The organism is Niabella hirudinis (genome assembly GCF_051201075.1).
In the GTDB taxonomy this organism is placed as follows: domain Bacteria; phylum Bacteroidota; class Bacteroidia; order Chitinophagales; family Chitinophagaceae; genus Niabella; species Niabella hirudinis.
Genome location: NZ_JBPEHJ010000019.1, coordinates 31,360 through 45,475 on the forward strand (window position 1 = coordinate 31,360; position 14,116 = coordinate 45,475).

A 14,116-nucleotide genomic window follows, 5' to 3' on the forward strand; every position below is an offset into this window, starting at 1 on the left:
AAATGTGAGGCCCCGTTTTGCAATAGCTTCTAAAACTCAAATAGTTTATTTTCACTGATCACATAACAAGTGTGGCCTGCAGACGCCCGTGTATACAGGCCGGTAAACTGGCTGAAGGCCGGCAGTACCAGGTGATGGCTGCCTTTTATAAAACAGGGCAAACATAGCAACTGTTTTGCTTTACCGGAGATCATATACCCCGGGTGCAGGTGTCCCGAAATGGTAAGCCGGCCGGGATCAGCCTCCTGCATTTCATGTACAAAACCAATAACACCACACTCATATTTTTCCGGGGTAAGCGTTATATTCAGATCTGCGTAGCCAATATCCAAATGCCGGTCGTGGTTGCCGGGTACCAGCAGGAAGGAAAGCTCCTTGTAAGATTGCCGCCAGTCTTTAAATAAATGTACATCATTATTGAACCGGTGATGAAACATATCGCCCGCCACCAGTACCTGTTCGGGCTTAAACAGCTCTATCAGCGCTGCCAGGCGTTTCAGGTCGTCCTGCATTACCCCGGTTGAAACGGGTATGCCATGCAACCGGAAATAGCCCGTTTTTCCAAGGTGCAGATCCGAGAGGATCAGCATTTTCTCCGCCGGCCAGTAAACGGCGCGCGCCGCGGATAAAACCAGGGACGCATCCTTGTAAAAAATGGTTATTTTATCGGTTCCCGGCATTGTTATCTTTCGATTTTTTTTGAGCAGCTTCCTGCATCCGCCGGATTTTTGTTTCCAGCTCCTCACTGCTAAGATTCTGGCGAAGACCATCAACTTTTATCGGAAAGCTCAATGGTGTAAATGCAGTAGCCCTAATAATGATGATTTTACTTCTTAATATGCGTTGCAGTGCAGCCATCAGGCGCGGTTCTTCCAGCTGCTGGTAAAACACTTCGTCAAATGCCTGTCTTAATAAAAGATTTTGCGGATCATATTGTTCAAAGATCCTGAAGAGCAACCCGGAAGACGACTGAAGATTTTTATTGTTCTTTAACTGCCCGGCATAATTGCGCAACACCAAACCGGATATCACGGAAATATCGCGGAATTTACGGCCGGCCATCTCTGCCGCGTTGATGCTTTTGCTGATATCGGCGGTGAGGTTTTCGGTTGAAAAAACCGTATTCAGCTGCTCCCGTGTAAATTCCAATGGCTGATCGCTCAGCAGCTCAAAGCCATAATCGTTCATCGCCATGGAAAAGGTGATGGGTTGAATTTTACTGAAGCGGTAAGCCACCAGCGCTGCCATCACTTCATGCACCAGCCGCCCTTCAAACGGGTACATATAGATATGATGGCCATCCTTTGTTTCGATCCGTTCAACCAGGAATTCATCTTCCCGCGGAATATGCGACACCTGCTGCTGCTGCACAAATAAAGGATACAACGCTTTCAGCTCCTTATCGCGGGCAGCAGGGTTTAATGCATCAGTATACTTATGCCGCAAGAGTGCGCTGAGGTTGGAAGAAAGTGGTAGCCGCCCGCCCATCCAACTTGGGGTAATGGCCCGCTTTGCCTTGCTGTGCCGTACCAGCACCGTCATCTCTTTAATCATCACGAATTCCACCACTTTGCCCGCCAGGCCAAAGGTATCGCCCGGCAGCAAACGGGCTACAAAGTATTCCTCTACCATGCCGATGTAACCGCCCGACAAATATTTTACCTTCAGCATGGGATCGCTCACAATGACACCCAGGTTCATCCGGTGCATCCTAGCAATCTTACGGCTCTTTACGGTATAAAGCCCCTCCTCCACCACCACTTTCTGAAACTCATCGTAGGCATGCAGGACTTCTCCCCCCCGGGTTACAAACTGCAGCAGCCATTGCCATTCTTCCGGCTCCAGCCCCCTGAAGCAGTATGTTTGTTTTACTTCTTCAAACAACGCTTTTTCCCTGAAGCCTTCCCCAACGGCCAGTGTTACCAGGTATTGTACCAATACATCAAACGTAAGCGCCAGCGGTACCCTGTCCTCAATGATCTTTTCTTTTGCGGCTTCCTTGAGGGCCGCTGCTTCTACCAGTTCCAGCGAATGAGTAGGCAAAAAAAAGATTTTTGACGTCTCAAAGGGAGAATGTCCGCTACGCCCCGCCCGTTGCAAAAACCGCGCTACCCCCTTGGGCGATCCGATCTGTATTACGGTATCCACCGGCTTAAAATCAACCCCCAGATCCAGTGATGATGTACAGATCACCACTTTCAGCTGGCCGGTGTGCAGCCGGTCTTCGATCCAGGCACGCAGTTCCGCATCCACCGATCCGTGATGCAATGCCAGCTGTCCTGCCAGGTCCGGCGCGGCGCTCAGCAGCACCTGGTACCACAGTTCGGATTGTCCGCGGGTATTGGTAAAGATGAGCGTGGTTTTACTTGCTGCTATTACGGGCAACAACCGTGGGGCCAGCCGCGTACCCAGGTGCCCGGCCCAGGGCAGCTCTTCAATATGATCCGGTATAATAGACAGGATGGAGGTTTTCTTTTGTTCTTTTGCCTGTATTTTTACCCGGAAGCGGGATGTACCCGGCAACAGCACTTCCAAGGCCTCTTCCACATTCCCGATGGTTGCCGAAATCCCCCAGACCCTTAGCGCGGGTACTATCCCTTTTAAGCGGGCAATAGCCAGTTCGGTAAGTACCCCTCGTTTGCTCCCCAGCAACTCATGCCATTCATCTACCGCAATACATTGCAGTGATGTAAAAAGAGCCGTATTATTTTTCTGGGCAAAAAGCAGATGCAGGCTTTCGGGGGTAATGATCATCACTTCGGGCATCTTCTTTTTCTGACGCTGGCGTTCCGCCACCGGTGTATCCCCGTTGCGTACTCCCACTTCCCAGTCGAGCCCTATTTCTTCCAGCGCTGTTTTCATAGCCCTTCCCAGGTCTTTTGCCAGCGACCGCAAGGGCGTTACCCACAATAATTTCAATCCCGGACCATAGGTACCAGGGTGGTTTAGATAGTGGATCACCAATGCCAGAAATACTGAAAACGTTTTTCCAAAGCCTGTTGGAGCAATGACCAAACCTGAGCTCCCGTTCTCAAACTGCTTCCAGGTTTCCTTTTGAAAATGGAAAGGGCGCCTGGATACACGCTGCATCCACTCATTAATAATCCGGTATCCCGCAGACCCTTCAAAACGCGCCACGTTGCGATGTTTTTTTGCAAATACCTCCCCAAGTGTTTTCTACTTTCTAAATTGAGGACGAAACAGGTAAAATTAACTATAAAAATGCGTTTAAGAACATTAGAATCGTTCTGGCGGGTAAAGAACGGGCTGCTTTACAGTTATCCTTCCTGCAAGAGGATCTGGTATCGGAGCTCATAGTTATCGGTGGAGGTCTCACCGGCGCCCTCATCAAAAAACTACATCAATTTATGCCCACTGTCCGGTTTGTTGATGATTTTTCCTGGGCCGGCTGTTTTGGGTCTACAAAAGACAGGCTTCCTTGTATCGGCAAACACGGCAATTATCCGAGTGCTTTTTTGTGATGGGATTCGGAGGAAATGGCATTACTTTTCCATCCGGGGTATAGAACTGATCCTGAAACTCCTCCAAAATGAAGCCGACCCTCTTTTATATCTTTACCGCTTTAACCGGTAATATCACCGGGCGATGACCGTATTGCGTCCCATGCTTTCATAATGAAAACCCAGTTCCTTCATCTTTTCGAGCGCATATACATTCCGGCCATCGAAGATAACCGGCGCATCCAGCAGTGTTTTTATTTTTTCAAAGTCGGGGTTGCGGAACTCACTCCACTCGGTCAGAATCAGCAATGCCTCCGCATCCTTCAATGCTTCATATTGGTTAGCTGAATAATGCAGCCGGTTGCCAAACCGTTTGCGTATATTTTCCATCGCCACCGGATCGTATACATTAATGGTTGCCCCTTCTTCAAGCAGCGCTTCCATAATATCAATCGAGGGCGCATCCCGGATATCATCGGTTTCCGGTTTAAACGCCAGTCCCCAGATTGCCAACCGTTTTCCCTTAAGGTTATTGTTGAAATAAGCGCGGAGCTTCTGAACGATCCTCCCCTTCTGAAGCCGGTTTACTTCCAGTACGGATTGCAGTAATTTAAAATCATAGGCATGCTCCTTGGCTGTAAGGTTTAGTGCCAGCACATCTTTAGGGAAGCAGCTTCCGCCATAACCAATACCGGGAAAGAGAAAGCGCTTTCCAATCCGTTGGTCGCTCCCGATCCCGATACGAACCCAATCCACATTGGCGCCCGTCTGTTCACAAAGATTAGCGATCTCATTCATAAAGGAAATTTTCATGGCCAGGAAGGAATTGGCGGCATATTTGGTCATTTCCGCGCTCCGGGTGTCCATAAAGTAAACGGGGTTTCCCTGCCGTACAAACGGGCTGTATAGCTCTCCCATAATTTTATGGGCCCGGTCGGAACCGGTACCTACCACCACGCGCTCGGGTTTCAGGAAATCATCAACAGCTACTCCTTCTCTCAAAAACTCGGGATTGGACACTACATCAAACAATTCGGGCGACAGCTGCTCCAACAGGATTCCGGTAACCTTCTCTGCCGTTCCCACCGGCACGGTGCTTTTATTAACGATTACCCGGTAAGTGTCAATCAGCTTCCCCAGCTGTCCGGCAACTTCTAATACGTATTTAAGATCTGCCGCTCCATCATCACCGGAGGGCGTAGGCAAGGCCAGAAAAATCACCAGGGCCTCCTGTACGGCTTTTGCAAGGTCTGTAGTAAAGCTGATGCGTTCTTCCCGGATATTCCGGGCCAGCAGCACTTCCAGTCCCGGCTCATAAATGGGCGTTTCGCCCCTTCTTAGGGCCGCTATTTTTTCTTCATTAATATCCACACAGATCACCTCGTTGCCCGTTTCGGCAAAACAGGTTCCCGTTACCAGGCCCACATAGCCGGTTCCAATAACTGCAATCTTCATACTCTATTATTAAAGTTTCAATGAACGCTTCCGGGGACCGGAACTCAGGATTTTAGTGTACAAACAAATAACTCGGGGTTCTGCCTTTCGGCATCTTCGATGGTTGCGTAGTTGGAGAGCACATCGGCCTTGCCCGGCCGTATGCATACATCATGTTCGAAATGCACCGAGGGGCTGCCGTCTTTTGTGCGCACCGTCCAGCCATCGCTTTCTGTAAAGACTTCTTTTTTGCCCAGGTTAATCATCGGTTCAATCGCCAGCACCATCCCGCTTTGAAGCTTCATGCCCGTTCCTCGTTTTCCATAGTTGGGTACCTGCGGATCTTCGTGCATCTTTTGTCCCAGCCCGTGGCCAACCAGTTCCCGTACTACACCGTAGCCCCGCTCTTTTTCCGTATACTGCTGAATGGCAAATGCGATATCGCCGATGCGATGCCCGGTTGTTGCCTTTTCAATTCCCTTGTACAACGATTCTTTGGTAGCGGCAACCAGCTGCTGCACTTCCGGGGCAGGCTCGCCAATAGCGAAAGTATACGCATGATCGCCGTGCCATTTGTCGAGGACCACCCCTACATCAATTGAAACAATATCTCCCGGCTTCAATTCGTCCTTGCCCGGAAACCCGTGCACCACTACATCATTTACGGAAATACAGGAGTTGAAGGGGTACCCGTTATAATTCAAAAAAGAAGGAATGGCTTTATGATCACCGATAAATTCAGCAATGGTTTTATCAAGACTTATGGTTGTAATTCCGGGTTTCAGAATCTTTGCAATCTCCGTTAGTGTTTTACTTACGAGCAATGCACTTCTGCGCATGAATTCTACTTGTTCTTCTGACTTAATTTTTACCATATCATTTATTAAAAAAGTCCCGCAACTTGCGCTGCGGGACTGCAAAGTTATTAAATTTCTTACAACGAATTAAATCTGAATGGCAGAAGAGCTCTGACGTCCCTGTATACGGCCGCTTTTCATCAGGCCATCGTACTGGCGCATCATTAGCTGGGTTTCGATTTGCTGCAATGTATCCAGCACCACCCCTACCATGATCAATAATGACGTACCGCCAAAGAACATCGAAAAGCCCATAGTCATACCAAAAAGTTTCTGAATAAGGCCGGGCAGGATCCCTACAAAAGCCAGCAGCACAGATCCCGGGAAGGTGATCCGGTCCATAATGGTACCAATATAGTCGGTGGTTGGCTGGCCGGGCTTAACACCCGGGATAAAACCATTATTCTGTTTCAGGTTATCCGATATCTGTTTGGGATTAAAGATTAATGCGGTATACAGGAAAGTAAATCCGATTACCACCACTGCATAAATCAGCATATACCAGCCATTGGTATGATCCGTAAACATCCGTCCCAGGTCTGCGTTTTTGCTACCCATGGTAAACAGGGTAGGAACAAACATGATTGCCTGGGCAAAGATGATGGGCATTACACCGGCGGCGTTTACCTTTAAGGGTAAGAACTGCCTTGCTCCTCCAAACTGCCGGTTGCCTACAATCTGTTTGGCATAATTTACCGGCACTTTTCTTACACCCTGAACCAGCATAATTGAACCCAGGATGATAGCAACAAAAAGAGCAATTTCAATAATAAAGATCAAAATATCCCCTGTCCTTGTGGAGCGGAACGTAAGTTCCTGTGCCAATGACTGCGGCAGACGTCCAAGGATGCCCACCATAATGATAAGAGAAACCCCGTTACCGAGTCCTTTATCGGTGATTTTTTCACCCAACCACATTACAAACAATGTACCGGTGGTCAGCAGGATAACGGTGGTTAGGGAGAAATAAAAGCCTCCGTATCCGGCCATGATAGCGGGTCCGGAAGTCTGCTGTAAATAAGCCAGGTAAGCAAATGCCTGAACAAAAGTTACCACAACGGTCAGATATCTTGTGATCTGGTTAATCTTTTTACGCCCGCTTTCGCCCTCTTTCTGCATTTTTTGGAAGGAAGGCACTAATACGGTCATCAGCTGCATAAAGATGGAGGCTGTAATGTAAGGCATTACCCCCAGGGCAAAAATAGAAGCCTGTTCAAAAGCGCCTCCGGCAAAAGTATTAATCAGATCCAGGATCCCGTTTTGCGCATTGTTCTTCTGAAGCGCCTCAAGGGTAACCGGGTTGATACCAGGCAGCGGAATGTATTTTCCGATCCGGTAGATAAAGATCAGCAATAAAGTGAAAAGAATTTTACTCCTTAGCTCTTCGATGCTCCATATATTCTTAAGTGTAGTAATTAGTTTTTTCACCTGATTCTTCTTAAATTGTCAATTCTCCAAAATTAAAAGACGCACTACGTGCGTCCAAATCTATTTTTGAGAAATTAGTTCAAAATCTCAACGGCTCCTCCGGCAGCTTCAATGGCAGTTTTTGCCTTTTCGCTGATGGCATGAACCTTAAATGTGAATTTGCCTTTAATTTCTCCGTTACCTAAAACCTTCACTTTATCTGTTTTACCAATAAAGCCCATATTGTAAAGATTTTCAGCAGAAAAATCAGAAATGTTATGTGTTTCAGCCCACTGATCTACCTGACCAATATTAATGATCTTATAGACAATTTTATCGGGGTTTTTAAATCCTCTTTTCGGTGTACGGCGCTGGATCGGCATCTGGCCACCCTCGTGCCCTATTTTACGCTTATAACCGGCGCGGCTTTGTCCTCCTTTATTACCTTTTGTAGAAGTTCCGCCAAAACCACTTCCTTCACCACGACCAATTCTTTTTTCTTTGTGTACTGCGCCTTTTGCGGGCTTTAATTCATGTAATTTCATTGCTTTATTTTTTTACTTACGCTCCAAAAGCGGGAGCTCGCTTGTTTAATAATATCCCTGCCGGGCAGGAAAACGGATGCAAATATAGGGGCTGAATCCGAATTTTACAATTCTTCCACCTTCAACATATGCTCCACTTTGCGGATCATACCAAGGATCTGCGGGGTGGCTTCTACTTCTTTGCTGCTGTTGGTTTTATTCAATCCCAATGCTTTTAATGTAAGCTTTTGCCGCTCCGGGCGATCGATCGGGCTTTTTACTAACGTAACTTTTACTTTTTTCATTGCCTTAATTCTGTTTAAGGTTTAAGGTTCAGGGTTCAAGGTTTAAGGTCTTTTATCAACTTTAAACTTTAAACTTTGAACTTTAAACTTATTTATCCGTTAAATACTTTCTTTAAACCTAATGAGCGGGTTTTTGCAACATGTACCGGCTCACGCATCATCGCCAATGCTTTAAAAGTTGCTTTCACCACGTTGTGCGGGTTTGCTGAACCCAGGTTCTTAGCCAACACATCTGTAAGACCTGCCGCCTCTAATACAGCGCGCATAGAGCCTCCGGCAATTACACCGGTACCTGCAGAAGCCGGCTTCACCATTACCTTTGCAGCGCCTTCTTTAGCCCACTGATCATGAGGAATGGTTCCTTTCATGATCGGAACTTTAATAAGGTTTTTCTTAGCGTCCTCTATTCCTTTTGTAATAGCTTCCTGAACTTCTTTTGCCTTTCCCAGGCCATGTCCTACAACTCCGTTACCATCCCCTACAACAACCAGTGCAGAAAAGCTGAATGCACGACCGCCCTTGGTTGTTTTTACTACACGATTAATAGCTACCACCTTGTCTTTTAATTCAAGATCGCCTGCCTTAACATTGTTGAAATTAACTGTTGACATTATTTCGTTTTAGATTGAATAACTTTTTAAAATTGCAAACCACCTTCTCTTGCTCCCTCAGCCACTGCCTTAACACGTCCGTGGTACAGGTAACCGCCTCTGTCAAAAACCACCGCTTTTACATTCAGGTCTGCTGCTTTACGGGCAATTGCCGCGCCAACCAACTTACCTTTTTCAGATTTAGTACCCGACTGCGCCATGATATCTTTGTCTTTTGTAGAGGCCGCAGCAATGGTTACTCCCTGGTTATCGTCGATCAACTGCGCATAAATATCCGTATTGCTACGAAATACCGCCAGTCTCGGCTTTTCTGAAGTACCGCTGATTTTCTGACGAATAGAGCGGCGGATGCTGGTTCTTCTTTTAACTTTTACGTTTGACATTGTCTTTTATTTATTTCCCTGATGCTGCCAGGGCTTTTATGTTTCTAGTTTCAAGTTCAATGTTTCAGATTTTGAGTTCTAACATGAAACTCAAAACCTGAAACATGAAACTTTAATTATTTACCTGCAGACTTACCTGCTTTCTTACGTACCACTTCACCTACAAAGCGCACCCCTTTTCCTTTGTAAGGCTCGGGCTTGCGCAGGCCGCGGATCTTTGCACACACGGCACCTACCAGTTGCTTATCGCTGCCGCTGATGGTAATGGTGGGGTTTTGCCCTTTAACCGTTTCTGTAGCTACGGTCAGCTCTTTGGGAATATCAAAAATAATGTTATGAGAGTATCCTAAAGAAAGATCCAGCTGATTGCCCTGGTTGGTAGCTTTATAACCTACACCCACCAGTTCCATTTTCTTTTCAAATCCGTTGGTAACCCCTTCTACAAGGTTGGCCACCAGGGCGCGGGTTAAACCATGGAGCGCACGGTGATGGATCTGATCAGAAGGACGGGTAACAGCGATCTGGCCGTCTTTTACTTCTACCTTAATATCAGCGTTCACCGCTTCTTTTAATTCTCCTTTTTTACCTTTAACAGTAACCACGTTATCGTTTCCTACTGTTACAGTAACGCCTTCCGGAATGGAGATTAGTTGTTTACCTATACGAGACATAATCTTAATTTGAAACTTTGAAAATTATTTAATTTGAAAATGTGGATCTGAATGTTTTCAGTTATCGTATAAAAAACTTAAGATTCCCATTCATTCTTATTGCTGCTATTTGAAAACCATTTTCAAATTTTCAAATCGTCACATTGTCACATTAATAAATGTGGCAAAGAACTTCGCCGCCCACATTCTGAGAGCGGGCATCCTTATCGGTCATAACCCCTTTGGAGGTAGACAGGATAGCGATACCTAAACCGTTCTTTACACGACGGATTTCTGCAGGTTTGGCATATTGACGCAAACCCGGGCGGCTTACCCTTTCCAGGCTGTGAATAGCCGGCTGCTTGGTGGTAGCATCGTATTTTAATGCGATCTTAATTACCCCTTGCTTATTATCTTCTTCAAATTTATACTTCAGGATATATCCCTGGTTGTATAAGATCTCGGTCATGCGCTTTTTCAGGTTCGATGCAGGAATGTCCACAATACGGTGGCCCGCCATTTGAGCATTACGTATTCTTGTTAAAAAATCTGCAATTGGATCTGTTACCATTTTATATGAGTTAAATCAGTTCAAAATTTAGTGGGTGGTTTATTTTAAAAGCCCATACCCTGTCTTACGGCTTTGCGCAGCTGTTACTACCAGCTTGCTTTTTTCAATCCTGGAATTTTACCATTCAATGCCATGTCCCGCAGGGCAACCCTGGAAATACCGAAGTAACGTACATATCCTTTCGGACGGCCCGTTAACTGGCAACGGTTTTTCAAACGCACTTTAGAAGAGTTTTTTGGAAGCTTATCCAAAGCGGCGTAGTCGCCGGCTTTTTTCAGCTCTTCTCTTTTAGCGGCGTATTGCTCCACCAATTTTTCTCTTTTTACCTGACGGGCTTTAATTGAAGTTTTTGCCATGTTTGATTCAATTCTGAATTCCGGTTTCCAACGTGATGGCGATGCGGAATTTGTTATTTATAAAATTACTTTTTTGCGTTTTTGAAAGGCATTCCCAGTTCTTTCAACAGTTCGTATGCCTCTTCGTCCGTTTGGGCAGTAGTCACAAACGTGATGTCCATACCGGTGATCTTATTCACTTTGTCGATGTCGATTTCCGGAAAAATGATCTGTTCTGTAACTCCCATGGTATAGTTTCCGCGTCCGTCAAAGGATTTTTCATTGATCCCTTTAAAGTCGCGTACCCGGGGCAGTGCTACAGCAATCAGGCGATCCAGGAACTCGTACATTTTTTCACCACGCAGGGTTACGCGGGCGCCAATCGGCATATTCTTGCGCAACTTGAAGTTGGAGATATCTTTTTTAGAATTGGTCACCACCGCTTTCTGTCCGGTGATTGTTGTCAGTTCCTCAACCGCAACATCAACCAGTTTTTTATCGGTTACGGCACCATTTACACCACGGTTGATGCAGATTTTTTCCAGTTTAGGAGCCTGCATTACCGACTTGTAAGCAAACTTCTTCACTAATGCCGGGGCCACTTCCGTTTTATATTTTGTAGCCAGCCTGGGGATATATGTTTTAGTACTCATGGTCTATTACTTTATTTGCGATACACAAAAGATTAGATTTTCTCTCCTGATTTTTTAAAGATGCGCAATGTCTTACCAGCCTCACGCACACGCTTCACCTTAGAAGGCGCTTTAGCTTTTGCATCCCATAACATCACATTGCTGATATGAATCGGAGCTTCTACTTTTACAATACCGCCCTTTGTATTCTGAGCGGAGGGTTTGGTATGTTTGGTTTTAATGTTAACCCCTTCTACCAGCACTTTTCCATCGTCCACCAGAACCTCTTTAACCAACCGGGGTTTATACTCAAACTTACCGTTATCGTCTTTGCGGGGTTTTGCGGCACCGCTGATAACAATAACCAGATCTCCTTTTTTAATATTGTACTTGGGTTTAAATCTTTTGCTCATTTTTTTATGCTTTCTTTATGCTTAATGCGCAAGGCTCAATGCTTAACGCTATTTGTTATGGATGGAATGCCTTCAGCATTTTGCATTAGGCACTTAGCTTCTTATAATACTTCGGGCGCCAATGAAACAATCCTCATGTATCCTTTATCACGAAGCTCCCGGGCTACCGGCCCAAAAATACGGGTTCCTCTTGGCTCATCAGCTGCGTTCAGGATCACCACGGCATTGTCGTCAAAACGGATGTAAGAACCGTCTTTACGACGCAGTTTGTTGGTAGTGCGTACGATCACGGCCTTAGCTACAGTTCCTTTCTTTATACCCCCCGCCGGAGTAGCGTCTTTAACTGTTACAACGATCTTATCGCCAATTTTTGCATAGCGCTGGCCGCTGTTGCCCAGTACACGGATACAAAGCACTTCTTTTGCACCGCTGTTATCGGCAACGTTTAATCGGCTTTCTTGCTGTATCATCTTATTAAAGATTTGAGATTTGAGTACTGAGTGTTGAGATGCTCATTCCCCAAAATCCATTTTAAAAAATATTATCTGTTTTCTAAATGCTGAACACTGATCCCGGTAGCCACCGGAACAATATCCAATGCTTATTTTACTTTTTCAATCACCTCAACCAGTCTCCAGCGCTTCAGTTTGCTCAAGGGGCGGGTTTCCATAATTTTTACCGTATCACCAATGCTGCATTCGTTCTTCTCGTCATGCGCATGGAACCGGGTCGTCTTTTTCAGGAACTTCCCGTAAATAGGGTGCTTTACTTTTCTCTCCACGGCAACAGTGATGGTTTTAGTCATCTTGTTGCTGGTAACCACTCCTATCCTTGTTTTTCTTAAATTTCTTTCAGACATTTTATTTACCTTTTGGCTTGTACAAAATTGCTGTTACGCTTTTGCTGCTTCGCTGTTTTTATTCTGTTTTAAAAACGTTTCAATGCGGGCGATATCTTTGCGCAGCGCGCGGATCGACATCGGATTCTCGAGCGGAGAGATCGCATGTGCGAATTCCAGCTTTTTCAGGCGTTGCCTGGATTGCTCCAGCTGCACTTTTAAATCCTCGGTGCCTAACCCCTTTACGCTGTCGATAAATTCTTTTTTCTTTGACATCTTTACTTAATTTGAAAATTTGTGAATTTGAAAATTTGAAAATTTAGCTGACTAAACGAGCCATATTTTCAAATTGGCTCATTTTCAAATCTTCAAATTAATGGGTAACTAAATCCCTCCGCATGGTAAACTTGGTCTTGATCGGCAATTTACCAGACGCCAGCTCCAACGCTCTGCGTGCTACTTCCTCGCTTACGCCATCTACCTCAAAAATGATACGGCCGGGCTGTACAACAGCTGCCCAATATTCGAGGTTACCTTTACCTTTACCCATACGCACCTCGGCAGGCTTTTTCGTGATAGGCTTATCGGGGAAAATCCGGATCCATACGTTTCCTTCCCTTTTCATACTACGGGTAAGCGCCTGGCGTGCCGCTTCAATCTGACGATCCGTAATCCAGTGAGAATCCTGGGCCTTTAAAGCATAAGAGCCAAACGAAATGGTAGTACCTCTTTTCGCGTCGCCCTTCATGCGACCTTTCTGCATCTTCCTGTGCTTTGTTCTCTTCGGTTGTAACATCTTTCTTAATTTGAAAATTTGAAAATGTGAGAATGTGAAAATGAACCCTCACAACCAAACAACTATTTTATAAGATGGATAACAGGAATCACAAATTTTCACATTTCCTGATTTCCACATCTACACATTAATTAATTTCTTTTGTCTCTTCCACCACCGCGGCGATCCCTGTCACCTCTGCGGTCATCCCTGCGATGCTCTCTTCTTTCGCCACCGCCTACACTCTTATCGTTACCAGAAATGAAATTCGGGTTCAGGTCACGCTTTGCCAGCACTTCTCCTTTACAGATCCATACTTTAATACCGATTTTTCCATAAACCGTTTGAGCAAATACGTTTGCATAATCAATATCCATCCGGAAGGTATGCAGGGGCACACGTCCTTGTTTGAACTCCTCGCTGCGTGCAATTTCAGCACCACCCAAACGGCCGCTTAATTTCACTTTAATACCCTCGGCGCCCATGCGCAGTGCAGAGGCGATGGCCATTTTAGTAGCACGTTTAAAGTTGATACGGTTTTCGATCTGACGGGCAATGGTATCACCCACGATCATGGCATCTGTTTCCGGGCGACGGATCTCCAGGATATTGATCTGCACATCATCATTCTGAGTCAGTTTCTTCAATTCTTCCTTGATGCGATCCACTTCTCCACCGCCTTTACCAATAATGATTCCGGGCTTGGAAGTATGAATGGTGATGATTAATTTACCTAAAGTTCTTTCGATAACAATTTTGGAAATACCACCCTTATTAATACGGGCATTCAGGTATGTTCTGATTTTATTGTCTTCGATTAACTTAGAAGCAAAATCTTTTTTGCTTCCATACCAGTTAGATTCCCATCCGCGGATGATGCCTAACCTGTTACCAATTGGATTTGCTTTTTGACCCATATT

Annotated in this window: 19 protein-coding genes; all 19 read right to left on the bottom strand. The window is 45.6% G+C overall.

Annotated features, from left to right (window positions below; translation table 11 throughout):
- Positions 1–29 precede the first annotated feature (29 nt).
- The gene (pdeM, locus tag GGU45_RS21260; protein WP_435228222.1) at positions 30–680 is read right to left on the bottom strand and encodes a ligase-associated DNA damage response endonuclease PdeM; all 651 of its coding nucleotides are present in this window, start codon (positions 678–680) and stop codon (positions 30–32) included.
- A complete protein-coding gene (locus GGU45_RS21265) occupies positions 664–3,138 on the bottom strand; it encodes a ligase-associated DNA damage response DEXH box helicase (protein WP_435228224.1) in 2,475 nt (824 codons plus the stop codon). Before GGU45_RS21265 ends, pdeM begins: the two co-directional genes overlap by 17 nt.
- Positions 3,139–3,596: 458 nt before the next feature.
- Positions 3,597–4,916, bottom strand: a complete 1,320-nt coding sequence (locus GGU45_RS21270; RefSeq protein ID WP_435228226.1) for a UDP-glucose dehydrogenase family protein — start codon at positions 4,914–4,916, stop codon at positions 3,597–3,599.
- 44 nt (positions 4,917–4,960) lie between these two features.
- Positions 4,961–5,770, bottom strand: coding sequence for a type I methionyl aminopeptidase (gene map, locus GGU45_RS21275; protein WP_435228228.1), 810 nt, complete (start codon positions 5,768–5,770; stop codon positions 4,961–4,963).
- 69 nt (positions 5,771–5,839) lie between these two features.
- A complete protein-coding gene (gene secY, locus GGU45_RS21280) occupies positions 5,840–7,180 on the bottom strand; it encodes a preprotein translocase subunit SecY (RefSeq protein ID WP_435228230.1) in 1,341 nt (446 codons plus the stop codon).
- A gap of 74 nt (positions 7,181–7,254) precedes the next feature.
- Positions 7,255–7,704: a 50S ribosomal protein L15 gene (gene rplO, locus GGU45_RS21285; RefSeq protein WP_435228231.1), complete on the bottom strand. Its 450-nt coding sequence runs from the start codon at positions 7,702–7,704 to the stop codon at positions 7,255–7,257.
- Between the two features lie 104 nt (positions 7,705–7,808).
- Complete coding sequence (gene rpmD / locus GGU45_RS21290; protein ID WP_435228233.1) at positions 7,809–7,988, bottom strand: 50S ribosomal protein L30; 180 nt, start codon at positions 7,986–7,988, stop codon at positions 7,809–7,811.
- A gap of 92 nt (positions 7,989–8,080) precedes the next feature.
- Positions 8,081–8,599 (bottom strand): 30S ribosomal protein S5, encoded by a 519-nt coding sequence (gene rpsE, locus GGU45_RS21295; protein WP_018630064.1) that lies wholly within the window; start codon positions 8,597–8,599, stop codon positions 8,081–8,083.
- Between the two features lie 26 nt (positions 8,600–8,625).
- Positions 8,626–8,982, bottom strand: a complete 357-nt coding sequence (gene rplR, locus GGU45_RS21300) for a 50S ribosomal protein L18 (RefSeq protein ID WP_435228234.1) — start codon at positions 8,980–8,982, stop codon at positions 8,626–8,628.
- A 116-nt stretch (positions 8,983–9,098) separates the two neighbouring features.
- Positions 9,099–9,653, bottom strand: coding sequence for a 50S ribosomal protein L6 (gene rplF, locus GGU45_RS21305; RefSeq protein WP_435228236.1), 555 nt, complete (start codon positions 9,651–9,653; stop codon positions 9,099–9,101).
- Positions 9,654–9,804: 151 nt separating this feature from the next.
- Entirely contained in the window at positions 9,805–10,203 is a 399-nt protein-coding gene (gene rpsH / locus GGU45_RS21310; protein ID WP_090388157.1) for a 30S ribosomal protein S8, read from the bottom strand.
- 86 nt (positions 10,204–10,289) lie between these two features.
- Positions 10,290–10,559 (bottom strand): 30S ribosomal protein S14, encoded by a 270-nt coding sequence (gene rpsN, locus GGU45_RS21315; RefSeq protein ID WP_435228238.1) that lies wholly within the window; start codon positions 10,557–10,559, stop codon positions 10,290–10,292.
- 65 nt (positions 10,560–10,624) lie between these two features.
- Positions 10,625–11,191: a 50S ribosomal protein L5 gene (gene rplE, locus GGU45_RS21320; RefSeq protein ID WP_435228240.1), complete on the bottom strand. Its 567-nt coding sequence runs from the start codon at positions 11,189–11,191 to the stop codon at positions 10,625–10,627.
- A gap of 32 nt (positions 11,192–11,223) precedes the next feature.
- Complete coding sequence (gene rplX / locus GGU45_RS21325) at positions 11,224–11,583, bottom strand: 50S ribosomal protein L24 (RefSeq protein ID WP_435228242.1); 360 nt, start codon at positions 11,581–11,583, stop codon at positions 11,224–11,226.
- A gap of 101 nt (positions 11,584–11,684) precedes the next feature.
- The gene (rplN, locus tag GGU45_RS21330) at positions 11,685–12,053 is read right to left on the bottom strand and encodes a 50S ribosomal protein L14 (protein ID WP_018630057.1); all 369 of its coding nucleotides are present in this window, start codon (positions 12,051–12,053) and stop codon (positions 11,685–11,687) included.
- A 131-nt stretch (positions 12,054–12,184) separates the two neighbouring features.
- Positions 12,185–12,442 (bottom strand): 30S ribosomal protein S17, encoded by a 258-nt coding sequence (rpsQ, locus tag GGU45_RS21335; protein ID WP_067752853.1) that lies wholly within the window; start codon positions 12,440–12,442, stop codon positions 12,185–12,187.
- A gap of 33 nt (positions 12,443–12,475) precedes the next feature.
- The gene (gene rpmC / locus GGU45_RS21340; RefSeq protein WP_435228244.1) at positions 12,476–12,697 is read right to left on the bottom strand and encodes a 50S ribosomal protein L29; all 222 of its coding nucleotides are present in this window, start codon (positions 12,695–12,697) and stop codon (positions 12,476–12,478) included.
- A gap of 97 nt (positions 12,698–12,794) precedes the next feature.
- Positions 12,795–13,217: a 50S ribosomal protein L16 gene (gene rplP / locus GGU45_RS21345; protein WP_090388152.1), complete on the bottom strand. Its 423-nt coding sequence runs from the start codon at positions 13,215–13,217 to the stop codon at positions 12,795–12,797.
- A 131-nt stretch (positions 13,218–13,348) separates the two neighbouring features.
- A complete protein-coding gene (gene rpsC, locus GGU45_RS21350) occupies positions 13,349–14,113 on the bottom strand; it encodes a 30S ribosomal protein S3 (RefSeq protein WP_435228246.1) in 765 nt (254 codons plus the stop codon).
- Between the last annotated feature and the right edge of the window lie 3 nt (positions 14,114–14,116).